The following is a 23,369-nucleotide window of genomic DNA, read 5'->3' as shown; positions in this document are numbered from 1 at the left end:
TCCTAAGAATTGGACTGCGCGGGGGATGAGGACCCGCTCGCGCCATTGACACTCCCGCTGGATGATCCTGAACCAAAGTTGATGGACCCGGCCGTAACATCGTTCAAATAATTGTTCTGTACATTGTTGATCACCGTTTCAGCTTTCGCGATGAAATCGGCGGGATCGATGCCATGCGCAACGAGATACGCTGCCATCGACTCGGTCAAGCGCCGGTTGAGGCGAATCACCCGATCCAGCGTGTCGCCCAGGGCGATGACGTGCAAGCGTTGACCAAGCGCGAGCTCCTCGCGGAATGAAAGTCGAGCGCCAAAATCGAATTCTGCCCCCCGGCGGAGTCGATAGGAGTGGTGCCATCCGCGGAGCACTTGAAGGAGCGGGCGGGATACGGACCGCATCGCCCGCGCCATGGCGCCGAACAGGATCGGCCAATAGTGTCGCGTCCCAATTGCCAGCCCTCGCCCGAGCGCTGCCTCCACCGTTGGGATCAGTTCTTTCTCAGGATCCTCATCAGTGTCTTTCTCCAGCTCCAAGCCGGCGGCCCGCCGCAGCAGACGGTCGAACGGATCGGCATTGGCCTCCGCCCTTCCGATGACCTCTGGTAGCGCATGGGTGGCGACCTCGAGTTGCAGGAGATCGTCGATTAAGACCGCCCGTACGAAAGTGGTGACCACCACGTGACCGTCCCTGTCGGTCATCTCGAAGCACAGGTAAGCCCGCTGATAGTCGGTCGGCGTACGCAGGCCATGATCAATCAGCCTCTTATCGAGGATTGACAGCGGCGGTCCGGCGGGCGAGGCCACGAGTAGCTTCTCGGCCGGGATGCCGGCGGGCACGCCGACCCTTGGCGGGCCAGACGCGAACGACCGGCCGTCTACGTAGAGGCGAGCACGGACGTTGACCGGAACGTCGGCGGTTCCGATGCCGGATTTCAGGTGGTCATAGAGGCTGCTCAAGCTGATCGGCATCAGCGCGGCTCGGCTCTCGTCGTCCGACCCTCTTCGCTTCGTGTCAATGAGCGGCGTTCGCCACGTGGCGAGCCGATGACCGGCACCGACGAACGGGCCGAGCGGCGAGCGCGGACCCTTGGCGCGGTCGCGGGCATAGACCAGCAGGTTGGCGGACTCCGTCGACCGCGCCCGCTCCTCGATCCGACGTGGAAGAGCGGGCGCACGGTTCAGCTTGCCGACCTTGACCCTTACTGCCAAGACGTAGGCCAGCATGGCGATCAGAACGGTGACTATCCAAACCGCGACCAACCCCGACAGGACGACCATGACGCAGCCGCGGCCAGTGGGGGTCAGCACGACGTTTGCTAGGGCCACGGCTACGAGCGTCGTCGCGATGAGCCTGGCTTTCCCGCCTGACTTCTTCCAACCCCGTTTGACGCTGCCGTAAACCCGTCGTGTCGTCATCTTGGACCGGACCATCGTTACCCGGGCGATCGCGATGGCGAGGACCGCTGCGGCAACGACGACGATCCCGTCGGGGCGTGGACCGAAGATCGCCACACTGACGATAAGTATGACCATCACAAGGACGGAGGTGATGACCCAGTCCCGGAAGATGTACAGGCGTTCGGCGAGCGCGGCATGGCGGAGGAGGGCTACGAGGTCGATTGCGTAGGCGGGCGGCCACGACTGGTGGCGCCGGTCGATGAAGTGTTCGCGAACGAGATTGCGCAGTTCCTCGTCGGTGTAGACGAGGGCGCACAGGGTCCTTGTCGGATCGTTGAGTGGAGTCCTTTCGGCGGGGGCGGCGCCGAGTGACCTCGGTGAGTGTGTCAGCACCTCCGCGTCAGGGTCGAGACCGCCGAAGCTTGGACTGCGGTTACCACTGTGAGGCGGACTGTCAGAGGGCCGAGCGTTGTCGCCGACGAACTTCGTCAGGCTGGATCTCCAGAGCTGCAGGCGCTGGGACTGGCGGTTGCGCCAGCCCATGGAGTTCGAGTCCAGCATTGACTCGCCTCTCGATAGAGGAGAAGGGGACAGGTCGAGCGCGCGGAACGGTGTCGCGGCAGAAGGGCGCCTGGCGGGTTACGCCGGATCCATGTCGGTGTTCGTGGCGAGCTGCTGTGCGATGACGGCAGTGGCAAGCAGTCCCGCAGTGGCGCTGGCTAGGAGCGGCGGCGAGGACAATGCGTTGTCGGCATTCGCGACGAGCGAGGCCATGGTGGGCCCGCAGAAGACTAAGAGCGTGACGGCTACCTGGATGCGCTTGTGCAGGCGGTAGCCCGCGCGGCGCCGATGGTCGGTTTCCCAACCGAAGGTGTCCGCCGTGGTGGTCAGTTCGGGAGCGAGAACGTGCTCGATGTAGCGCCCGATTTGGGAGACCTTCCGGTCGGTGCTCGCGTAGGTCCAGCCAAGGACCACGGACACGACCGGAAGCAGCAGCAGGATCGTGCTGGTGCCCGCTTGAAGCGCAGCGGCGCCCACCGCGCCCGTCGCGCCGAGCGTCCCGTACAGGAGATGGTCGCGGCTCGCGATGCGTTGTCGCTGCTCCTCTTTGAGCTGTTGATACTCGAGAAGCGCCAAGTCTCTGGGGTCATGTGACGACATCCGGCATCCGGGGTTGCGCATGGTCCCTCCAACTGAGGGCAGCGACGACTACCTATATCGAAGGTACGAACTCCATCGTGTTCTTGTCAATATGACAATTAAGAAACTTGTCGATCTTCGCGGAGGGTCGCCGTCGGCGGTCGGCCGGGTGACTGGTCAGGAAGACATCGAGCTGCGCAGCATGGCCGGGTTAAGCCGTCCAACTGGCCCGCGGCGGTAGAGCGCAGCAGGGCGTCCCACGCCATCGGTTCGGCGTGCCCCTGCCGGCTCGACGAAGCCGGCTGTCTTCGTGACCTTGCGGCTGAAGTTCCGAGGATCAAGGGATATCCCCCAGACCGCCTCGTAGACGCCCCGCAGCTCACCCATGGTGAACAGGTCATCGCAGAAGACCGCCGCGACAGTGGTGTTCTCCAGGCTTGCTCGTGCGCGCTCGACCGCAAGATCGAGGATGTCATGGTGATCGAAGGCAAGCGTGCCACCACTTACCAGCGACGCGACGGGCGACCATCGAGCACCGGTCGCGTCAGATCCTGGCCTCGGTACCGGCAGATCGGGAGCGATGGCGAGGTAGGGCACGCTGACAACCCGCCCGCTTGGATCTCGGTCCGGGGCACCGAACACCGGCAGCTGTTCCAGGTGCAGACGCGTTCCGTCGAGACCGGTTTCCTCGCCTAACTCTCTGATGGCCGCAGCGGAGGGCTCCTCATCGCCGCGTAGGAAGCCCCCGGGAAGCGCTAACCGGCCGCGGTAGGGCTCATTGCCGCGTTCGACCACGAGCACCTGGAGCGAGCCCTCGCGGACGGTCAAGATGCATAGATCTACCGCGAGGCGGAGAACGGCATGCTCGCGGGCCATAGTTTCGCAGCATAGCGAGGTGTCACTGTGACACGAAGTGGCCGGCAGATCCGTCACCGTAGGTGCCCTATCGTCCTAGGATGCCTTACAGGGTGTGCCGCACCTGACAGACTCACAGCGACGACGGGGGAGGGCCCATGCGGGTTTCGATGCCGAGCGAGACGGACGCCTTGCTGCGCATCACAGTGGACGTGCCGGGCGTGTCGCCGGCGCAAGTGGTCGACGCTTTCGTCGACCCGGCGGCCGTGCGGCTCTGGTGGGGTGGCGCCGAGCTGACCGTCAAGGAAGAGGTCGGTGGCCCGTACGTCGCCTATTTCGATCGGCTCGACCAGACCATGCGCGGCACCGTGACCACCATCGACCCGGGTCGCGGCAGGTTCGGGTTCGACTGGTCCTGGGACCACGCGCCGCAGCTGCCGAGGCGCCACGTCGAGGTCACTGTCGACCAAGGGGCCGTGCTCAACCTCGCCCAGGGTGACTACGACCTGAGCAGCCAGGTCGACCGGGACGAGGCGCAGAGTCACCGCGACGGCTGGGAGTTTTTCCTGCCGCGGCTCGCCGAGGTCGTACGCGACCGAAGTTGATCAGGTTTCGGTGGATGCCGACCAGGGAAATCCAGTGGTTGTCCGATGGAAACGATCGGCGAGCCGAACTGGAGTGACGATGAGCTTCACCGACAAGATTAAGAACAAGGTCGAGGAACTCAAGGGCGGCGCCAAGGAGCAGTACGGCGACGCGACCGATGACGAGCAGCTTCAGGCCGAGGGTCAGGCCGACCAGACGAGCGCGCACGCCAAGCAGGCCGGCGAGCACGTGAAGGACGCCGGGCGGGACATCAAGGACGCGTTCAAGTAAGAGGCACAAACGGAAAGGGGCCCGCAACGACGCGGGCCCCTTTCGCTATGCCTGCGAAGCCCACCAGTCCTGGCCCGACTTGGGCAGGGTGTCGATCGGGTCGTAGTACGGGAACCGCTTGCTGAGCGCCTCGCCGTCGGCGGCCTCGATGGACGTGCGGTAGTTCTTGGTCCAGTACGAGATTCCGCGCTCGCGGTCGTACTCGGTGAGCATGTGCACCCACCGCTTTCCCACGAACGGCACGTCGCAGACGATCCGCGGGGTGGCGTAGCCGGGCAGGTAGCCCATCACGTCGTGCTGCAGCTGGTGGGCCTGCCAGACCGGCACCCGCCAGTGCTCGGCGTTGGGGATCATGTCGCACATGTAGAAGTAGTACGGCAGGATCCCGGCCTCGCCCTGCAGCGCGAAGCACAGGTCGAGCAGGTCGGCGGTGGTGGCGTTGACGCCCCGCATGAGCACGCCCTGGTTGCGCACGTCGCGGACGCCGACCTCGAGGGCGGTCTGGGCGGCGCGCGCAACCAGTGGGGTCAGCGACTGCACGTGGTTGACATGGGTGTGTATCGCCAGGTTGACGCCGCGCCGGGCGGCGGTGCGGGCGACCCGCTCGAGCCCTTCGACCACGTCGGGCTGCAGCCAGTGCTGCGGCAGCCCCATGAGGGCCTTGGTGGCGAGCCGGATGTCGCGGACGGTCTCGATGGACAGCAGGCTCATGAGGTACGACTCGAGGTTGCGCCACGGCACGTTGGCGACGTCGCCGCCCGAGACCACGACGTCGCGTACGCCGGGGTGCGCTTTCAGGTAGTCGATGTGCGCCGCATACCGGTCGACCGGCTTGAGCGTCAGCTTGAGCTTGTCGACGGCCGGCGTGGAGTTGCCGACGAGGTCCATCCGGGTGCAGTGCCCGCAGTACTGGGGGCAGGTGGAGAGCAGCTCGGCGAGCACCTTGGTCGGGTAGCGGTGGGTGAGGCCCTCGGCGACCCACATGTCGTGCTCGTGCAGCGAGTCCCGTGACGCGTAGGGGTGCGACGGCCAGTCGGTGCGCCGGTCGGAGGCGACGGGGATCATGTAGCGCCGCACGGGGTCGAGGTAGAACGCCTCGGTGCTCATGGCGCCGGTGGGCATCATCGTGTTGAGCATCTGCGGCGTGACGAGCATCGACATGGTCGCGAGGGCCTTCTGGTCCTCGACGAGGTCCTTGTAGAAGGTCTCACCGACCAGGTCACCGAGTACGGCCTGCAGCTGCTTGACGTTCTTGACGCAGTTGACGCGCTGCCACTGGGCGGATTCCCACTGGTCGCGGGTGACGTGCCGCCAGCCGGGGAAGCGGGTCCAGTCGGGTTCGACCAGAGGGCGCCTCTGGTACTCGTACGGCTGGTCGGTCGAAGTCGTTGACGGGGTCCGCGGGCCGAGGTCGACGGTCACGTGGGCTCCTCCTCTTCCGCCGGTGGGGGTGTACCGCAGCGAGCGAAGGCTACTGGAAAATCTTTCGTCCACAAACTATTCTGCCGTAAGTTTTCCTGTCACGCCGATTTGATCAAGGAGCCTCCGTGACCTCACCCGTCGGTCTGCACCGCGTCGTCGAGCCGGCCGGCGTGCTGCCGCAGGCAGCGTGGCGTGTGGACAATCGTCCCGAAATCGGGCCGAACGAGGTGCGGATTCGGGTCGAAAGGCTCAATCTCGACGCGGCGAGCTTCCGGCAGCTGCACGAGAAGCACGGCGGTGACGGCGAGGCGGTCCGGGCCGAGGTGCTGGGGATCGTGGAGAGCCGCGGGAAGATGCACAACCCGGTGACGGGGTCGGGCGGCATGCTGATCGGCGTCGTCGAGGCGGCCGGCGTCCGGTCTCCACTAGGTCTCACGGAAGGTGACCGGGTCGCCACGCTGGTGTCGCTGACGTTGACCCCGTTGCGGATCACCGACGGCCTCAAGGGCTGGGACGGCGCGAGCGAGCAGGTCCCGGCCGAGGGCCACGCGATCCTGTTCGCCCGTTCGATCGTGGCCAAGCTCCCTGACGACCTGCCCGGCGAGCTCGCCCTGGCGGTGCTCGACGTGTGCGGCGCGCCGGCGTTGACGCAACGGGTGGTCCAAACCGGCGACACGGTGGCGGTGCTCGGCGGTGCGGGCAAGAGCGGTTCGCTCGCGCTCGCGGCTGCCCGCCGCGCCGGCGCGCGTCGCACGGTCGGCATCGTGCCGACGCAGCACGAGGCGGCCCGGCTGCGGGCAGCCGGTATCGCCGACGAGGTGGCGATCGCGGACGCCCGTGACCCGGTGGCGCTGGCCGAGGCGGTCACCCGTGCCCTGGGCAAGCCGGCCGACGTGACCGTGGTCTGCGTCGACGTGCCGGGCTGCGAGCACGGGGCGATCCTGGCGACCGACGACGGCGGCACAGTGATCTTCTTCTCGATGGCGACGAGCTTCGCGGCGGCGGCGTTGGGCGCCGAGGGCCTGGCCGCCGACGTGACGATGCTGGTCGGCAACGGGTACGTGCCCGGCCACGCCGAGTTCGCGCTGGACCTGCTGCGCTCGGAGCCCGCCGTTCGAACCCTCTTCGAGCAGCGCCTGCGGGCAGACTGAACCCATGGAATCCACGCTCTACACCGGCGGCGCCCTCTACGCGCCGGCCGAGCCCCAGGCGACCGCCCTGCTGGTCGCGGACGGCCGGATCGCCTGGCTGGGCCCGGCCGCCGACGCCCCGCGCGCCGACGCGATCGTCGACCTGGGTGGCGCCCTGGTCACGCCGGCGTTCGTCGACGCGCACGTGCACGCCACGGACACGGGCCTGGTGCTCGGCGGCCTGGACCTGAGCGCGGCCGCGTCGGCGGGCGAGCTGCTCGACGCGGTGGCGCTCTACGCGACCACGCAGGCGGCGGACGCGATCGTGATGGGGCACGGCTGGGACGAGTCGAAGTGGCCGGAGCAGACCCCGCCGACGGCGCAGGACCTGGACCGGGTCGCCGGCGGCCGGCGGGTCTACCTGACGCAGGCGTCGGTGCACTCGGCGCTGGCGTCGAGCGCGCTGCTGGCCGCGGCTCCCCGGGCGGCCGCCGAGCCCGGTTTCTCGGAGACGGGTTGGGTGCGGGAGGAAGCCCACCACGCGGTACGCGAGGTCGCGCTCGGCTCCCTGTCTCCGGAACAGCGGGCCCACGCCCAGCGGACCGCCCTCCACCGCGCCGCCCAGCTGGGCATCGCCGCCGTCCACGAGTGCGGCGGCCCCGGCACGTCGAACGAGGCGGACTTCACGGGCCTGCTCGCCCTGGCCGGCCCGGAGCACGGGCTGCCCGAGGTCTACGGCTGGTGGGGCGAGCTGATGGCCGCCGCCAAGGCCAAGGAGCTCGGGGCGGTCGGCGCGGGCGGCGACCTCTACGCCGACGGCGCGCTGGGCTCGCGGACCGCGTACCTGCGGGAGCCGTTCCTCGGCGGTGGCGGCCACGGCTTCTCCTACGTGTCGGCGGAGCAGGCCCGCGACCACATCGTCGACTGCCACGAGCACGGCATGCGGGGCGGTTTCCACGCGATCGGCGACGCCGCGGTGCACGAGGTCCTCGAAGGTTTCGCGGGCGCGGCGAAGCTGCTCGGCCTCGACGCGGTCCGGCAGGCCCGGCACCGGGTGGAGCACGTGGAGCTGGTCGACAAGGCGATGATCGCGGCGTTCGTCGAGCTGAACCTGACGGCGAGCATGCAGCCCGCGTTCGACCGGCTGTGGGGCGGCCCGAAGCAGATGTACGCGCAGCGCCTCGGCGTCGCCCGCTCCATGGAGTCGAACCCGATGGGCGCGATGCACGGTGTCGGCGTGACGCTGGCGTTCGGCTCGGACTCGCCGGTGACGCCGCTGGACCCGTGGGGTTCGGTGCGGGCGGCGATGTCGCACTTCAACCCGGCGCACCGGATGGCGCTGCGGTCGGCGTTCGCGGCCCACACCAAGGGGGCGTGGCGGTCGATCCAGCGCGACGGCGAGGGTGTGCTGGCCAAGGGGGCGGCGGCCACGTTCGCCGTGTGGCAGACGCCGGCCGGGGTGACGGGCGGCCTGCCGAACCTGGTGTCGACGAACCCGGAGGAGCGGGGGCCGGACGACCCGACGCCGCTGCCGCGGTGCCTGCGCACCGTCGTACGCGGAGTGACGATCTTCGAGGAGTGAGATGGCGAAGCTGGATCTCGATCCGGCGCTCGTGACCCGGGCCCGGGAGCTGGCCCGCCGGGCCGGGCAGCCGGTCGTGGACCTGGCCCGCAGCCACACGACGGTGTCGGTGGAGCGGGCGGTGCTGCGGCTGGCCGGGGTGACCGGCGCCGACCCGGACGGGATCCCGTGGGTCAACCGGCTGGTCGACGCGGTCGTCGGCGAGGTCGGGCTGGAGCACGGGGTGGCGTTGCCGGTGTTCGCGGCGTTGCAGCACGAGGGGCTGACGGCGGGCGACCTGACGCTGCTGGCGCAGAAGGCGGCGGCGGGCAGCGTCCGGTTCGGCGTACCCAGGGGCAAGGAGGCGGCCGCGGCCCGGACGGCGGCGCGGCGGGCGACGGCCGTGGGTCTGAAGACCATCGACCGGCGGCGGGCCGAGCGGGACCGGCTCGTGAAGCGGTTCGGCGACCCGAAGCAGCGGCCGTGGATCTATCTGATCGTGGCGACGGGCGACATCTACGAGGACATCCCGCAGGCGCAGGCGGCGGCGCGGGCCGGCGCGGACGTGATCGCGGTGATCCGGTCGACGGGGCAGTCGCTGCTGGACTACGTGCCGGAGGGGCCGACCCGGGAGGGCTTCGCCGGGACGTACGCGACGCAGGAGAACTTCCGGCTGATGCGCGCGGCGCTGGACGAGTCGTCGCGGGAGCTTCGGCGATATGTCCGGTTGACGAACTACGCGTCGGGCCTGTGCATGCCGGAGATGGCGACCCTCGCGGGCCTCGAGCGGCTCGACATGATGCTCAACGACTCGATGTACGGGATCCTGTTCCGCGACATCAACCCGATCCGCACGTTCGTCGACCAGCGGTTCTCGCGGCAGGTGCACGCCCGGGCCGGGATCATCATCAACACCGGCGAGGACAACTACCTGACCACCGCCGACGCCGTCGACGAGGCCCACACGGTCACGGTGTCGCAGCTGCTCAACGAGTTCTTCGCCCACGAGGCCGGGCTAGCCGACTGGCAGCTGGGGCTCGGGCACGCGTTCGAGATCAACCCGGACGTGCCGGAGTCGTTCCGGCTGGAGCTCGCCCACGCGCTGCTGGCCCGGGAGCTGTTCCCGGACGCGCCGCTGAAGTGGATGCCGCCGACCAAGCACATGACCGGCGACGTGTTCCGCGGCAACCTGCTCGACGGGTTCTTCAACCTCGCCGGGACGATGACCGGGCAGGGCATCCTGCTGGTCGGCATGATGACCGAGGCCGTGGTCACGCCGTGGCTGTCGGACCGCGACATCGCCCTCCAGAACGTCCGCTACGTCCTCGGCGCGGCCGGCGGGCTGCACGAGGACTTCGTGCCGGCACCGGGCGGGTTCATCCAGCAGCGCGCCAACCAGGTCCTGGCGTCGGCGGTGACGCTGCTGGAGAAGATCGAGAGCGACACGTTGCTGAAGGCGATCGCCGACGGCACGTTCGGGATCATGAAGCGGCCCGCCGACCGGGGCAAGGGCCTCGACGGGGTGGCCGCGCACGCCGACGACTACTTCAACCCGGCCACCTCGCTGTTGGAGGCGTCGTGAGCGACATCGTCCGTCCCTACGGGGACACGACCGGCGACGGGATGGTGCAGCTTTCGTTCACGCTGCCGGTCCCGCACGACAAGCGGGCCGAGGGCGCGGCGCTGCAGCTCGCGGGCAAGATGGGCCTCGACCCGGCGATGCTGGTGCACGCCAAGGAGATGGGTGACGGGTTCACCTTCTTCGTCGTGTACGGGCGGGTCAACCACCTCGTCGACCTGTCCAAGGTCGAGGTCGTCGAGCGGGACTACCCGCTGCTGTCGGCCAAGGAGGTCAACGCGGTCGTGAAGCGGCGGCTGCGGCGCAAGCTGTCGGTGGTGGGCGCCTGCATCGGCACCGACGCGCACACGGTCGGCATCGACGCGATCCTCAACGTCAAGGGCATCGCGGGCGAGAAGGGCCTGGAATATTACCGGGAGCTGAAGGTGACCAACCTCGGCGCGCAGGTGACGGTGCCGGAGCTCGTGGCGGCCGCGCAGCGGGAGAAGGCCGACGCGGTGCTGGTCTCGCAGGTCGTCACCCAGCGCGACGCGCACCTGCACAACACCCGGGAGATGTCGGCGGCGTTCCGGGAGGCGCTGCCGGCCGACAAACGGCCGCTGCTGGTGGTCGGCGGGCCGCGATTCGACGAGACGATGGCAGGTGAGCTGGGCGTGGACCGGATCTTCGGGCGGGGCACGACACCGGGCGAGGTGGCGTCCTACCTGGTGCACGCGTTGGTGGCGGCATGACGACGGTCACTCACCGGCGCTACGTGCCCTACTCGCACGCCCATTACGGCGGCAACCTGGTCGACGGCGCGTACGTCCTTGGGCTGTTCGGTGACGTGGCGACCGAGGTGTGCATCGTCATGGACGGCGACGAGGGGCTGTTCGCGTCCTATGACGACGTGCAGTTCCGGGCGCCGGTGCGGGCCGGTGACGTGATCGAGGTGTCGGCCACGGTGGTGTCGGTCGGGCGGCGGTCGCGGCGCATCGAGTTCGAGGCCCGGGTCGTGTGCCGGTCCCGCCCGTCGCACGGCGAGTCGGCGGCGGAGGTGCTCGACCCGCCGATCGTGGCGACGACCGCGACTGGCACCGTGGTCGTGCCGGCGTCGTGAGGCTGGCGCTGTGCGCCGACGTCGGCTCGACGTACACCAAGGTGATCGTCGTCGACCTCGACGGCGGCGCGGTCGTCGGCGCGGCCGATCACCCCACGACCGCGACCACCGACGTCCTTGACGGCCTAGACGCGGCGGCGGCTGGGTTTTCCGTGCCGCAGGATCGCTGGTACGTGTGCTCCTCGGCCGGCGGCGGGCTGCGGCTGGCGGTCGTGGGCTACGAGTCGCTGGTGACGGCGCAGGCCGGGCACCGGGTGGGGCTGTCGGCGGGCGCCCGGGTCGTGCACGTGTCGACGGGGCCGCTGTCGTCGTTGGGGCCGCTGCGGGCGGCCCGGCCGGACGTGGTGCTGCTGGTCGGCGGGACCGACGGCGGTGACGCCGCGGTGCTGGCCCACAACGCCGCGCGGCTCGCCCGCGGGCGGTGGCGGGTGCCGGTGGTGCTGGCCGGGAACGCCGACGCCCGCGAGTCGCTGTCGGCGCTGCTGAGCTCGGCCGGGGTCCCGGTCACGGCGACCGACAACGTGCTGCCCCGGATCGGGGTGCTCGCGCCGGAGCCGGCCCGCGCGGCGATCCGGTCGGTGTTCCTGTCGCACGTGATCGGCGGGAAGCGACTGTCGCGGGGGCGGCGGTTCCCGTCGCTGGTGCGGGCGGCGACCCCGGACGCGGTCCTGACCGGCGTGGAGACCCTCGCCGACCACATCGGCGGCGACCTGCTCGTCGTCGACGTGGGCGGCGCCACCACGGACGTCTACTCGGTCCTGACCCCCGACGGCCGCACCGACGACGTAGCCGGCGCCCTGTGGCGCTCCCGCACGGTCGAAGGCGACCTCGGCATGCGCTGGACCGCTCCCGACGTGATCCGCGCCGCCGCCACCGAACGCCTGGTGAGCAAGGGCCCCTTCGTATCGGGTTCCGCAGCGCAAGGGACCCTTCCTAACGCCGGCGAATCCGGCGGGCCGGTGGCGCGCGCAGCGCGCGGGCCGGGGGCCGGCGGGCCGGCGGGCGGTCGGTCGGAGGGCGACGGGTCGGCGCGGCCGGCTACGGGCGCGGCCGGCGAACTGGCGGCGTTGGCGGGCACGGCCGGAGAGCTGGCGGCGTTGGAGGCCGCGGCAGCCATGCGGGCGGCGACGCCGGGTTTCGTGCCGGACAGCGCCGCGGAGCGGGCGATGGACCGGCGAATCGCGGCCCTGGCGGCCACCGTGGCGGTCCGTAGGCACGCCCGGGGTCCCGCGGGTAGGACCGGGCGGGATCTGCGCGACGTGCGGCTCCTGGTGGGCTCCGGCGGCGTGTTGCGGCACGGCACGGCAGGAGAGGGCAAGGAGGTCCTCGACGCGGTCCTCACGGACTACGCCGGCGGCTGGCCGGTGCCCCGGGCCGCGCGCCCGGTGATCGACACGTCCTATGTGCTCGCCGCCGCCGGCCTGCTCGCCGCCGACCACCCGGCCGCCGCCCGCGCCCTCCTGGACCACCACCTAGCCGCGGCATAGCCCTCCGCCACGCGGCATCGCCGCGTTGCTGGCGCTGACCGCGGAGCGGCCGCGCTGCGCCCCGACCGTCGCCCCGCCGGCAAGGCGGTTGGTGCGGTTCCGATCTGGTCGACCGCCTCGCGCGCGCACCGGCCTCCGGGCCGCGCGCACCGCCTCCGGGCCGCGCGCACCGGCATCCGGGCCGCGCGCGCAGCTCGCCTCCGCGCCGCGCGCCCAATCCGCCACCGCGCCGCGCGCCCAATCCGCCACCGCGCCGCGCGCCCAATCCGCCACCGCGACGCGCGCCCAATCCGCCACCGCGACGCGCGCCCAATCCGCCACCGCGACGCGCGCCGAACCCGCCACCGACGCCGGCCGGTCCCACTCGGTTGCTGGGCCCTATGCCATCCCCATCGCCGCCTCGCCGCGTGAGTGATCCGCATCGGTCGGCGGCGGACGCGGATCACCCTCCACGATGCAAAATCGGCCGGGCTTGGACGCATGATCCGGTGGTCGATGGGGCTTGATCGGGCATCCGTGGCGGCCGATCGACCGGCATTCCCAACACGCCGGCCGCGACACGCCGGGCCGCCGAATCCGGTGTCGCGCAACGGTTGACACGGCTGGGGGTTTGCCGCGTACCGTCGTTGAGTCCTACAACGGGAAGCGATCTGTCGTTCGCACATCCCTCACACCCGCTGGCCGAGCGGGGCCGGTGGTCCGCGACCATCCGGCAGCCGCGGCGGCCAGGTCCAGCGGGGCGAGGGACGGCCGGCGCGGGGCGGCGCACCGGGCCGCCACGAACGATTGCTCGCCGATTCCGGTGTCAGGGCAAGGGGGTAGGCGCGGCCAGTAGACAACGGCCCGGCGGGGGTAGCCAACCGTCGTCCGGTCGGAACGAAGGTCACGCGGACGGCCTTTGCCGCACCGGCCGGGGATGGGCCTGGGAGCATCGGGGCGTGACCGTGAGGTCACGCCCCGATTTCCGTTCCGGTGCGGCTCGTGATCTTGGTACTCCGCTGCCGTACCCTTCCCCGCATGGGTGAGCGATGGTGACCATCGTCGAGGCGGCGCCCGAGGTGGCCGCGTCGCCGGCGCCCCGGCCGTTGCCGTTGCGCGTTGCGGCGCCGATGGCGGTCGCGGCCGGCGTGACGCAGCTGCTGGCGTTCCCGCGCTACGACCTGTGGTGGCTGGCCCCGATCTCCGTCGCCCTGCTCGCCGCGGCCGTCCACCGCCGCCGCGCCCGCGCCGGCGCCGCCCTCGGTCTCGTCGCCGGCCTCGTCTTCTTCGGCCCGCTGCTCGAGTGGACCAACCTGCACACCGGCGTGCTGCCGTGGGTGCTGCTGTTCGTCGCCGAGTCGCTGTTCGTCGCGCTGCTGGGCGCCGCGGCCGCGTACGCCAGCCCGCTCGTCGACCGCCACCGCTGGACCTGGCCGCTGCTGACCGGCCTGCTCTGGGTCGCCCAGGAGGCGGCCCGTGACCGGCTCCCGTTCGGCGGCTTCCCCTGGGGCCGGCTCGCGTTCAGCCAGGCCGACGCGCCCACGCTGCGGTTCGCGGCCCTCGGCGGCGCCCCACTGGTCACGTTCGTCGTGGCCCTGGCCGGTGGCCTGCTCGTCGCGGCCGCCTGGCGGAAGCGGAAGTGGAGCGTGACCAGCGCGGGCCTCGCCGCCGCCGCGATCGCCCTCACCGCCGTCGGCCTGGTCATCCCCACCGGCGGCGGCGCCGGCGAGAAGCCGGTCCGGGTCGCGATCGTGCAGGGCAACGTCCCCCGCCTCGGCCTGGACTTCAACGCCCAGCGCCGCGCCGTCCTCGACAACCACGTCACCGGCACCGTCGAGCTCGCCGGCCGGGTCACCACCGGCCAGGCGCAGCAGCCCGACCTGGTGATCTGGCCCGAGAACTCCAGCGACGTCGACCCGTTCCTCGACCTGCAGGCGGCGGCCGCGATCAGCCGCGCCGCCGACTCGATCAAGGCGCCGATCCTGGTCGGCGCGGTCCTGCGCGGGCCCGGCGAGAACGAGGTCCGCAACGCCGGTGTCGTGTGGCTGCCCGGGCAGGGCGCCGACGAGAACGACGCGGGCCGCATGTACATCAAGCAGCACCCGGTGCCGTTCGCCGAGTACGTGCCGCTGCGCGACATCGCCCGCATGGTCAGCAAGGAGGTCGACCGGGTCCGGTCCGACTTCGTCGCCGGCGACCGGCCCGGCGTGCTCGACATGGGCCCGGCCACCATCGGCGACGTGATCTGCTTCGAGGTCGCCTACGACGGGATCGTCCGCGACACCGTCACCGCCGGCGGCGACATCCTCGCCGTGCAGACCAACAACGCGACCTTCGACGAGTCGGAGGCCCGCCAGCAGCTCGCGATGGTGCGGCTGCGGGCCGTCGAGCACGGCCGGGACGCGCTGATGGCCTCGACGGTCGGGGTGTCCGGTTTCGTCACCACCGACGGCGCCGTGCACCAGGAGACCGGCTTCAACACCCCCGGTGTCGTGGTCGCCGAGATGACGCCACGCGCAACGCGTACGCTTGCTACGCAGTTGGGCTATTGGCCCGAGATGGTGCTGTCCGGGTTCGCGGTGGCCGCGCTGGTCGTCGCGGCCGTGATCCGGCGCCGCCGGGCGGTGCGGGGGACAATCGCACCAGCAACACCAGACACATCGACGGCGGCGGACGGGGCCGACGGCGCGCGAACGGAGGCAGGGTGAGCGAGGGCAACACGCCGGTTGGCGACGTGACGGAGGGCTACCCGGGTGTCGGACGGGTGCTCGTCGTGGTGCCCACCTACAACGAAGCCGACAACGTCGAGCTCATCACCGGCCGGATCCGCCGGGCCGTGCCGGCCGCCGACATCCTGGTCGCCGACGACAACAGCCCCGACGGCACCGGCGAGATCGCCGACCGGCTCGCCGCCGACGACGACCACATCCACGTGCTGCACCGGCCCGGCAAGCAGGGTCTCGGCGCCGCCTACGTGCAGGGTTTCCGGTGGGCGATCGACCGGGGCTACGACGCCGTCGTCGAGATGGACGCCGACGGCTCCCACGCCCCCGAGCAGCTTCCCCACCTGCTCGACGCCGCCCGCACCGCCGACGCCGTGATCGGCTCCCGGTGGACGCCCGGCGGCAAGGTCGTCAACTGGCCCTGGCACCGCTTCGTGATCTCCCGGGTCGGCAACACCTACGTCAAGCTCGCGCTGGGCATGCCGCACGGCGACGCGACCGGCGGCTACCGCGTCTACAAGGTGCCCGTGCTGGAGAAGATCGACTTCGAGTCGGTGGCCTCGCAGGGCTACTCGTTCCAGGTCGAGCTGACCTGGCGTACGCACAAGGCCGGATTCAAGATCGTCGAGGTGCCGATCACGTTCGCCGAGCGTGAGCGGGGCGCGAGCAAGATGAGCTCGTCGATCGTCCGCGAGGCGCTGATGCGGGTCACCGTGTGGGGCCTGCGGTCCCGCCGGGACGCGCTGTTCGGGCGCGGCAAGTCCGGTGGGAAACCCTGACGCGACCCTGACGTCGCCCGTGCTCCCGCGTGTCATGCTGGATTGATGCGACGTCGAGGTCTGATCCGTTGGCTGCCGCTGGCGATCCTGCTCACCGTGCTGGTGGAGATCGCCGTTTTCATCCTGGTCGCGCACCTGATCGGCTTCGGTTTCACGGTGCTGCTGGTGGTGGTCGCCTCCGCCGCCGGCGTGTTCCTGCTGCGCCGCGAGGGGATGCGGGCGTGGCGCCGGTTCCGGGCCGCGGCCGACGCCGGCCAACCGCCGGGGGAGCAGGTCACCGACGGGTTCGTGGGGCTGCTCGCCGGCGTGCTGCTGGCCATCCCGGGCCTGGTCACCGGCGTCCTCGGCATCCTGCTCGCGCTGCCGCCCGGTCGGCAGATCGCCCGCTACGTCGCGCGCCGCTCCACCGAGCGGCGGCTCTCCTCGGCCCAGGCCGGTGATCTTTTCGGACCCCGCCGGGTACGCGTCCGGCGCGGCGACCCACGCCCCCCGTCCAACGGCGGCGGCGGCGGTGTCGGCGGAGCGGAGCGCCCGCCGACGGGTCCCGGCCCGACGGGCGGCGGCGGCCCGACCGTGACCGGCCCGGCCGAGCCCGGCCCGCGGATCCACGCCGACTCCCAGGGCGCCACGGGCACCGACCCGGGCCCGGTGATCGAGGGCGAGGTCGTCGAGGGCGAGATCGTCGAGCCCGGCCCGCGCCGCTGACCGACAGACGCGCACATGCGAAAGCCCCCGCGGTCGGCGGGGGCTTTTCGCTGCGTTCGGTGGGGCGGGCTGTTACTTGCCGCCGCGCCGGGCCCGGACCTCTTCGAGGCGCTCGGCCAGGATGTCCTCGAGCTCGGCGATCGAGCGCCGCTCCAGGAGCATGTCCCAGTGCGTACGCGGGGGCTTGACCTTCTTCTGCTCCGGCTCGCTGCCGTCGACCAGCCGGGCCACGCTGCCGTCGAACTTGCACTCCCAGGTCATGGGGACCTCGGCGTCGACCGCGAACGGGACCTCGAACTGGTGGCCCTTCGCGCACAGGTACTCGCGGGTCTGGCGTGGGGCGAGCTCGGTGTTGCGGTCGGATTCGTAGCTGACTGCGCCTAGCCGGCTGCCGCGCAGCATGCGCTCGCCCATGATCGGCTCTTCCCCTCGGTCGTGTTGCTTGTCCTCACGAAACAACGACGGGAGGAGCCGGGGGATTCCCGGCGCTCACGCGCGTCTCGCTCCTTACAAAGGTACGTCGTCGTAAACGGTCAGAGCGTAGCGGCAGACGCGCGTTCATGAGCGGTTCTACTTCCACGCGCGCCGGGAGTTTTGCCCGATTATGTCGAGGATGTGCGGCACGTCCGCGGGCAAACGACCGTTCAGCCGGTGCGATCTACGTCACCGGCCGTCGACCTCACCGCACGGCCGGCTGCGCGGGCAGCTCCGGCGCGGTCCGGGCCGCCCCGAGCGCCGCCAGCGCCGCCGCCAGGTCACCCACCTGACCGGCCAGCTGCGCGGCCCGGTCACGGGCGGCGTCCCGTTCGGCGGTGGCGTCGGCGATCCGGGCACGCAGGTCGACCTGCGCGGCCTCGGCCGCCGCCCGCGCCTGCCGCACCTCCGCCACCAGGGCCTCCTCCCGGCGGGCCGCACCGTCCCGCTCGGCGGCCAGCTCCCGCTCGCGGGCCGTCACCGCGGCCCGCGCCGCGTCGGTCGCCGCCCGCGCCTCCTCCGCGGCCGCCCGGGCCTGGTCGGCCTGCGCGCGGGCCTCCGCGGCGGCCTGCCCGGCCGTGGCGGCCTCGGCCCGGAACCGCGCCGCCTGCTCGACCGCCGCGGCGGCGTTGTCGGTGGCCCGGCGCGCGTCGGCGAGCGCCGTGTCCCGCTCCCGGGCCAGGTCCGCGACCTGCCGGCCGGCCGCGTCGACCTCGGACCGCAGCGCCCGCACGTCCCGCCGGGCCGCGTCCCGGTCGGCCTCCGCCTGCGCCCGCAACGCGGCCGCCGCCGACGCGGCCTGCTGCGCGCCGTCCCGCGCCCGTTCGGCGTCCCGGGCCCGGACGATCGCCTCGTCCGCCTCGCGCCGCGCCGCCTCCGCGCCGTCCTTGGCGGCCGTCCCCTCCCGGCGGGCGGCGTCGCGCTCCAGCCGGGCCGCGCCGGCGTCGGCCGCGGCCTGCTCGGCGGCCCGGCGCGCGTCGTCACGTTCGGTCTGCGCCGCCGCGACCGCCGCGGCCGCCTCCGCGCGCACCTGGGCGACCTGCCGCTCCACCCCGGCCGGCGACAGCTCGGCGTGCAGGGCGTCGGAGAGCGTCTCGACGACCTGGTCGAGCCGGTCGACGACCTCCCACGTCCGCGCGATCTGCCCCGACAGGCCGGGCGCCCCACGCTGGCGCATCCGGGCGTTGCGGGACGCCTTCTGACACTCGCCGTCGTTGTCGCGGCAGTAGCGGAACGGCCGCCCGGCGCCGACGTTCTGCTCGACGGGACGCCCGCAGTGGGCGCAGGGCCTGGTCTCGGCGGCAACGGTCTCCACGGACAACGCACGCTACCGAGGACCAAGGGCCCGCACACCGCGCCGCGCCGGGCCGGCCGAAAACCGGTCGCCGACGGCCGCCGCGCGGACCAGCATGCCCAGGCATGGACCGGAACGACCCCACCGAGATCGTCCGCCGCGGCTACGACAGCGTCTCCTACCGCTACCGCGGCGACGACGACGCCCCGGTCGAGTACCTGGCCTGGCTCGCCGACCTGCGCCGGCGCCTTCCGCCCGGCGCGAATGTGCTCGACCTCGGCTGCGGCTGCGGTGTCCCGGTGGCACGGGCCCTGGCCGACGACGGCCACCACGTCACCGGCGTCGACATCAGCGCCGTCCAGGTCGACCGCGCCCGCCGCCTCGTACCCACCGCGACGTTCCTGCGCGCCGACGCCACCGAGGTCCGCTTCCCTGAGGCCGCGTTCGACGCCGTCGTCTGCCTCTACGCGCTCATCCACGTGCCGCTGCCGGCCCAGCCGCGGCTGATCGGGCGGATCGCCGACTGGCTGCGGCCCGGCGGGATCCTGCTCGCGACCACCGGCGCCACGGCGTGGACCGGCGCCGAGGACGGCTGGCTCGGCGGCGACGCCACCATGTGGTGGAGCCACGCCGACGCGGCCACCTACCGCGCCTGGATCGCCGGCGTCGGCCTCGTCGTCGAGTCCGACGAGTTCGTGCCCGAAGGCGGCGGCGGGCACCAGCTGTTCCGCGCCCGCCGCCCGCCGTCGCGCTAGCGGTCGAGGTTGCGGTAGCGGTGGACCGAGAGGGGGAAGAAGATCGCGATCAGGAGGGCCGGCCAGACGACGGCCATCAGGATCGCGTGCTGGGCCACCCAGGAGTCGCCGCCCCAGCCCGGGTTGCCGAACAGCTCCCGGGCCGCGCCGACCGTCGACGACAGCGGGTTCCATTCCGCGATCGTGCCCAGCCAGCCCGGCATGCTCGACGGCGCCGCGAAGGTGTTGGAGAGGAAGCCCAGCGGCCAGACCAGGATCTGGACGGCGACCAGCGCGCCCTCGCCGCGTACGACGAGGCCCAGATAGATCCCCACCCACAGCATCGCGAACCGCAGGAGCAGCAGCAGCCCGAACGCGGCCAGGGCCGCCGCCAGGCCCGAATGCCAGCGCCAGCCGATCGCCAGGCCGGCCAGCACCAGCACGCCCAGCGAGACGACCGCGTTGAGCAGGTCGGCGACGCTGCGGCCGACGACCACCGCCGACGACGCCATCGGCATCGAGCGGAACCGGTCCGTGACGCCACGGGCGACGTCGGTCTTGATGGCCTGGAACGTGCCCTCCAGCCCGAACACCATCGTCAGGGCGAGCGTGCCGGGGATGAGGAACTCGCGGTACGCGGAGCCGCCGGCCGCGCCGGGCACGGTCATGCCGCCGCCCAGCAGGTAGCCGAACATCAGCACGAGCATCACCGGGAACAGCAGCCCGATGACCACCTGGGCCGGCTGCCGTATCCAGTGGTCGAGGTCGCGGCGCGTCAGTGTGGCGCCGTCGGCGAGCGCCCAGCGCAGCCGGTTCACGCGGTCACCTTCTCCCGGTCGGTGGCGGTCAGGTGCAGGAACACCTCGTCGAGGGTGGGGCGGCGCAGCGTCACGTCCTCCACCGCGATCCCGGCGTCGGCGAGGCCGCGTACGACACCGGTCAGGGCCGCCATCCGGTCGCCGACCGCGACGCCCACGCGGCGGTTGTCGGCGTCGGTCTCCGGGTCGTCGCCGCTCAGCCGGGCCAGCAGCGCGGCCGCCGCCGGCAGGTCGGCCGGGTCGGAGACCACCACGTCGATCCGGTCGCCGCCCAGCTGACCCTTCAGCTCGGTCGGCGTGCCCGCGGCGATCACGGTGCCGTGGTCGATCACCGTCACCCGGTCGGCCAGGCGGTCGACCTCCTCGAGGTATTGGGTCGTCAGCAGCACCGTCGTGCCACCGGCGACCAGGCCGCGGACCGCGTCCCAGACCTCGCTGCGGCTGCGCGGGTCCAGGCCCGTGGTCGGCTCGTCGAGGAACAGCACCGGTGGCGCGGTGATCAGGCTGGCGGCCAGGTCGAGGCGGCGGCGCATGCCACCGGAGTACGTGCTGACCGCGCGCGACCCGGTGTCCGCCAGCCCGAACCGCTCCAGCAGCTCGACCGCCTTCGACTTGGCCCGCGCCCGGCCCAGGTGGTGGAGCCGGCCGAACATCTCCAGGTTCTGCCGGCCCGAGAGGATCTCGTCGACCGCCGCGTGCTGCCCGACGAGGCCGATGTTCTCCCTGACCTTGAACGGGTCGCGGCGCAGGTCGAAGCCCGCCACCGTCGCCGTGCCGCCGGTCGGGCGCAGCAACGTGGTCAGGATCCGGACCAGGGTGGTCTTGCCGGCGCCGTTGGGTCCGAGCAGGCCGTGCACCGTGCCCGCCGGCACCGCCAGGTCGACGCCGGCGAGCGCCTCGACCGGACCGAACCGGCGCCGCAGGGCATGCGCCGTCACCGCTTCCATGGGTCACCCCTTATGATCGGTACGCTGTACGGAACACTCCGTACGGCGTACGGTACACCGTACGGAACGAGGTGCCAAACACCATGGCGGTCGAACACAGCGGAACCGGCGACCCGGCGCGCAGCATGGCGCTGCTCTGGCGCTCCGCCGACCGGGAGGGCCGCACGGGCCTGTCGGTCGACCGGATCGTCACGGCGGCCATCGAGATCGCCGACGGCGACGGGCTGGCCAATTTGTCCATGCGCCGCGTCGCCGAGCGGCTGGGGGTGGGCGCGATGTCGCTCTACACCTATGTGCCCGGCAAGGGCGAGCTGCTCGACCTGATGATCGACCAGGTGCTCGGCGAGACCGAGCGCCCCGAACCGGCCCCCGAGTGGCGGGCCCGGCTCGAGCAGGTCGCCCGGGCCAATCTCGCGCTCTACCGCCGGCACCCGTGGCTGCTCCAGATCGGCACGTCCCGCCCGCCGATGGGCCCGAACCTGATCGCGAAATACGACTACGAGCTCGGCGCGCTCGAAGGCGCCGGACTGTCCGACGTGGACATGGACACCGCGCTCACGTCGGTGCTCGCCTACGTGAGCGGCGCCGCCCAGACCGCCGTCGAGTTCGCCCAGGCGCCCGACCGCAGCGGCATGACCGACGACCAGTGGTGGGCCGTGCAGGCGCCGCTGCTGGAGAAGGTGTTCGACCCGGAGCGGTTCCCGGTCGCGGCCCGGGTCGGCGCCGCCGCCGGCGAGGCGTACGGGCTGGTCGACGCCGACCACGCCTTCGAGTTCGGCCTGCGTCGGCTGCTCGACGGCATCGAGGCGTACCTGCGGCGCGGGTAAACCGGGATGCCGGTGGCGTGGCACCGCGGCTACGGTGGCCACATGGACCTCGATCAGCGGCGTGAGCGGATTCTCGGCGCGTTCCTGCGCGACGGCCGGCTCACGTCGATCCCCGCGCGCGCCGCCAAGCGCCAGGTCGTGCTCGAGCACATCGTCACCGTCTTCGAGCCCGGCGTGAAGTTCCGCGAGAAAGAGGTCGACGCGGCCCTGCGCGCCTTCTACGAGCGCGACTGGGTCTCGCTGCGCCGCTACCTGATCGACACCGGGCTGATGGCCCGCGAGGACGGGCTCTACTGGCGCACCGGCGGCTACGTCGAGGTCTGAGCCGCCCGCGCCGCCAGATAGGCCCGCTCCGGCTCGCTGAGCGTCTGCCGGGCCGCCTGCTCGTACGCCGCCCGCGCCCCCGCGCCGTCGCCGGCCATCTCCAGCAGGTGCGCGCGTACCGCGGCGACCCGGTGGTGGCCCGCCAGGGCCGGCTCGGCCGCCTCCAGCGCCGCCAGGCCCGCGACGGCCCCGTGCACCATCGCCACCGCCACCACCCGGTTCAACGTCACCATCGGCCCCGGCGCGATCCGATCCAGCGCGTCGTAGAGCCCCAGGATCTGCGGCCAGTCGGTGTCGGCGGCCGTCGGCGCCTCGTCGTGCACCGCCGCGATCGCCGCCTGCAGCTGGTAGGGGCCGACCGCCGTCGTCGTCAGCGCCGCGCTGACCAGCGCCACCCCCTCGGCGATCATGTCCCGGTCCCAGCGATCGCGGTCCTGCTCGGCCAGCGGCACCAGCGCGCCGTCGTCACGGGTCCGGGCCGGCCGGCGGGCGTCGGTGAGCAGCATCAGCGCCAGCAGCCCGGCCACCTCGCCGTCGCCGGGCAGCCGGTCGTGCAGCTGCCGGGCCAGCCGGATCGCCTCCGCCGTCAGCTCGACCCGGTGCAGCCGCTGCCCGGAGCTGGCGGTGTAACCCTCGTTGAAGATCAGATAGAGCACGTGGAGTACGGCGGCCAGCCGCGCCGCCCGCTCCTCCGGCGGGGGCATCGTGAACCGCGCGCCCGCGTCCCGGATCTTCTGCTTGGCGCGGCTGATCCGCTGCGCCACCGTCGTCTCCGGCACCAGCAGCGCCCGCGCGATCTCCGCCGTGGTCAGCCCCCCGACGGCCCGCAACGTCAACGCGACCTGCGACGCCGGGGTCAACGCCGGATGGCAGCACAGCAGCAGCAACGTCAGCGTGTCGTCATCGCCGGTGGCGGGCGCGGGCGCCGGCGGGTCCAGCGTGGCCGCCTTCTCCTCCCGCCGCGCGCGGGCGGTGTCGCGTCGCCACGCCGCGATCCACGCCCGGGACGCCACCGTGACCAGCCAACCGCGCGGGTTGTCCGGCACACCGTCGACCGGCCACCGCGTCGCGGCGGCGAACAGCGCCTCCTGCACCGCGTCCTCGCCTGCGTAGAAATCGCCGTGCTGACGCACGACCGCGGTGAGGACCTGCGGCGCGAGGTCCCGCAGCAGCGGTTCGAGGTCGCCCACCGCACGATTCTCGCTCGCGGTGTCGCCGT

22 protein-coding genes and 1 pseudogene are annotated in these 23,369 nt (G+C 72.0%); 14 read left to right on the top strand and 9 right to left on the bottom strand.

Features of this window, described 5'->3' with window-relative positions; translation table 11 throughout:
• Positions 1-2: 2 nt before the first annotated feature.
• The 3 genes from O7635_RS30175 to O7635_RS30165 all read right to left on the bottom strand — a co-directional run bounded on the left by O7635_RS30175 (position 3) and on the right by O7635_RS30165 (position 3,413).
• Complete coding sequence (locus tag O7635_RS30175) at positions 3-1,958, bottom strand: hypothetical protein (RefSeq protein ID WP_278083882.1); 1,956 nt, start codon at positions 1,956-1,958, stop codon at positions 3-5.
• Between the two features lie 78 nt (positions 1,959-2,036).
• Entirely contained in the window at positions 2,037-2,534 is a 498-nt protein-coding gene (locus O7635_RS30170; protein ID WP_278083881.1) for a hypothetical protein, read from the bottom strand.
• Positions 2,535-2,714: 180 nt separating this feature from the next.
• A complete protein-coding gene (locus O7635_RS30165; RefSeq protein WP_278083880.1) occupies positions 2,715-3,413 on the bottom strand; it encodes an NUDIX domain-containing protein in 699 nt (232 codons plus the stop codon).
• Positions 3,414-3,550: 137 nt separating this feature from the next.
• Here O7635_RS30165 and O7635_RS30160 point away from each other — a divergent pair, with 137 nt between their 5' ends.
• Both O7635_RS30160 and O7635_RS30155 read left to right on the top strand, forming a co-directional pair.
• On the top strand, positions 3,551-3,997 hold the full coding sequence (locus tag O7635_RS30160; RefSeq protein WP_278083879.1) for an SRPBCC domain-containing protein: 447 nt from the start codon (positions 3,551-3,553) through the stop codon (positions 3,995-3,997).
• A 79-nt stretch (positions 3,998-4,076) separates the two neighbouring features.
• Entirely contained in the window at positions 4,077-4,268 is a 192-nt protein-coding gene (locus O7635_RS30155; RefSeq protein WP_278083878.1) for a CsbD family protein, read from the top strand.
• 45 nt (positions 4,269-4,313) lie between these two features.
• On the opposite strand, the gene O7635_RS30150 is transcribed toward O7635_RS30155, so the two are convergent.
• Complete coding sequence (locus tag O7635_RS30150; protein WP_278083877.1) at positions 4,314-5,690, bottom strand: lysine 2,3-aminomutase; 1,377 nt, start codon at positions 5,688-5,690, stop codon at positions 4,314-4,316.
• A 125-nt stretch (positions 5,691-5,815) separates the two neighbouring features.
• Between O7635_RS30150 and O7635_RS30145 the strand changes: the two genes are divergently transcribed.
• The 9 genes and pseudogenes from O7635_RS30145 to O7635_RS30105 all read left to right on the top strand — a co-directional run.
• Positions 5,816-6,841, top strand: a complete 1,026-nt coding sequence (locus tag O7635_RS30145; RefSeq protein WP_278083876.1) for an L-erythro-3,5-diaminohexanoate dehydrogenase — start codon at positions 5,816-5,818, stop codon at positions 6,839-6,841.
• Between the two features lie 4 nt (positions 6,842-6,845).
• A complete protein-coding gene (locus O7635_RS30140) occupies positions 6,846-8,402 on the top strand; it encodes an amidohydrolase family protein (RefSeq protein WP_278083875.1) in 1,557 nt (518 codons plus the stop codon).
• 1 nt (position 8,403) lies between these two features.
• Positions 8,404-9,963, top strand: a complete 1,560-nt coding sequence (locus O7635_RS30135; RefSeq protein ID WP_278083874.1) for a lysine 5,6-aminomutase subunit alpha — start codon at positions 8,404-8,406, stop codon at positions 9,961-9,963.
• Entirely contained in the window at positions 9,960-10,691 is a 732-nt protein-coding gene (locus O7635_RS30130; RefSeq protein ID WP_278083873.1) for an OAM dimerization domain-containing protein, read from the top strand. Before O7635_RS30135 ends, O7635_RS30130 begins: the two co-directional genes overlap by 4 nt.
• Positions 10,688-11,059 (top strand): hotdog domain-containing protein, encoded by a 372-nt coding sequence (locus O7635_RS30125; RefSeq protein WP_278083872.1) that lies wholly within the window; start codon positions 10,688-10,690, stop codon positions 11,057-11,059. The genes O7635_RS30130 and O7635_RS30125 overlap by 4 nt, the downstream gene beginning before the upstream one ends.
• The gene (locus O7635_RS30120) at positions 11,056-12,546 is read left to right on the top strand and encodes a glutamate mutase L (protein ID WP_278083871.1); all 1,491 of its coding nucleotides are present in this window, start codon (positions 11,056-11,058) and stop codon (positions 12,544-12,546) included. Before O7635_RS30125 ends, O7635_RS30120 begins: the two co-directional genes overlap by 4 nt.
• Positions 12,547-13,655: 1,109 nt before the next feature.
• Positions 13,656-15,233, top strand: coding sequence for an apolipoprotein N-acyltransferase (gene lnt / locus O7635_RS30115; RefSeq protein WP_278085603.1), 1,578 nt, complete (start codon positions 13,656-13,658; stop codon positions 15,231-15,233).
• Positions 15,230-16,027: a polyprenol monophosphomannose synthase gene (locus O7635_RS30110; protein WP_278083870.1), complete on the top strand. Its 798-nt coding sequence runs from the start codon at positions 15,230-15,232 to the stop codon at positions 16,025-16,027. Before lnt ends, O7635_RS30110 begins: the two co-directional genes overlap by 4 nt.
• 45 nt (positions 16,028-16,072) lie before the next feature.
• Positions 16,073-16,519 (top strand): annotated as a pseudogene (locus O7635_RS30105) (FxsA family protein); the annotation flags it as partial.
• Between the two features lie 285 nt (positions 16,520-16,804).
• Here O7635_RS30105 and O7635_RS30100 read toward each other — a convergent pair.
• A complete protein-coding gene (locus O7635_RS30100) occupies positions 16,805-17,146 on the bottom strand; it encodes an RNA polymerase-binding protein RbpA (RefSeq protein ID WP_089243573.1) in 342 nt (113 codons plus the stop codon).
• Between the two features lie 265 nt (positions 17,147-17,411).
• Positions 17,412-18,521 carry a hypothetical protein gene (locus tag O7635_RS30095; protein WP_278083869.1) on the bottom strand — a complete coding sequence of 370 codons (1,110 nt, stop codon included), beginning with the start codon at positions 18,519-18,521 and terminating at the stop codon, positions 17,412-17,414.
• A gap of 104 nt (positions 18,522-18,625) precedes the next feature.
• On the opposite strand from O7635_RS30095, the gene O7635_RS30090 reads away from it, so the two are divergent.
• The gene (locus O7635_RS30090; RefSeq protein ID WP_278083868.1) at positions 18,626-19,255 is read left to right on the top strand and encodes a class I SAM-dependent methyltransferase; all 630 of its coding nucleotides are present in this window, start codon (positions 18,626-18,628) and stop codon (positions 19,253-19,255) included.
• Here O7635_RS30090 and O7635_RS30085 read toward each other — a convergent pair.
• Positions 19,252-20,052: an ABC transporter permease gene (locus tag O7635_RS30085; protein WP_278083867.1), complete on the bottom strand. Its 801-nt coding sequence runs from the start codon at positions 20,050-20,052 to the stop codon at positions 19,252-19,254. The genes O7635_RS30090 and O7635_RS30085 overlap by 4 nt on opposite strands.
• Positions 20,049-20,999, bottom strand: a complete 951-nt coding sequence (locus tag O7635_RS30080; RefSeq protein WP_278083866.1) for an ATP-binding cassette domain-containing protein — start codon at positions 20,997-20,999, stop codon at positions 20,049-20,051. The genes O7635_RS30085 and O7635_RS30080 overlap by 4 nt, the downstream gene beginning before the upstream one ends.
• 83 nt (positions 21,000-21,082) lie before the next feature.
• On the opposite strand from O7635_RS30080, the gene O7635_RS30075 reads away from it, so the two are divergent.
• Both O7635_RS30075 and O7635_RS30070 read left to right on the top strand, forming a co-directional pair.
• On the top strand, positions 21,083-21,826 hold the full coding sequence (locus O7635_RS30075) for a TetR/AcrR family transcriptional regulator (protein ID WP_278083865.1): 744 nt from the start codon (positions 21,083-21,085) through the stop codon (positions 21,824-21,826).
• 42 nt (positions 21,827-21,868) lie between these two features.
• Positions 21,869-22,150: a DUF2087 domain-containing protein gene (locus O7635_RS30070; protein WP_278083864.1), complete on the top strand. Its 282-nt coding sequence runs from the start codon at positions 21,869-21,871 to the stop codon at positions 22,148-22,150.
• Here the strand turns inward: O7635_RS30070 and O7635_RS30065 are convergent.
• Positions 22,135-23,340: a sigma-70 family RNA polymerase sigma factor gene (locus O7635_RS30065; RefSeq protein ID WP_278083863.1), complete on the bottom strand. Its 1,206-nt coding sequence runs from the start codon at positions 23,338-23,340 to the stop codon at positions 22,135-22,137. The genes O7635_RS30070 and O7635_RS30065 overlap by 16 nt on opposite strands.
• Positions 23,341-23,369 lie beyond the last annotated feature (29 nt).

Source organism: Asanoa sp. WMMD1127 (assembly GCF_029626225.1).
Taxonomy (GTDB): Bacteria; Actinomycetota; Actinomycetes; order Mycobacteriales; family Micromonosporaceae; genus Asanoa.
This window is presented reverse-complemented; position numbering and strand designations above follow the sequence as displayed.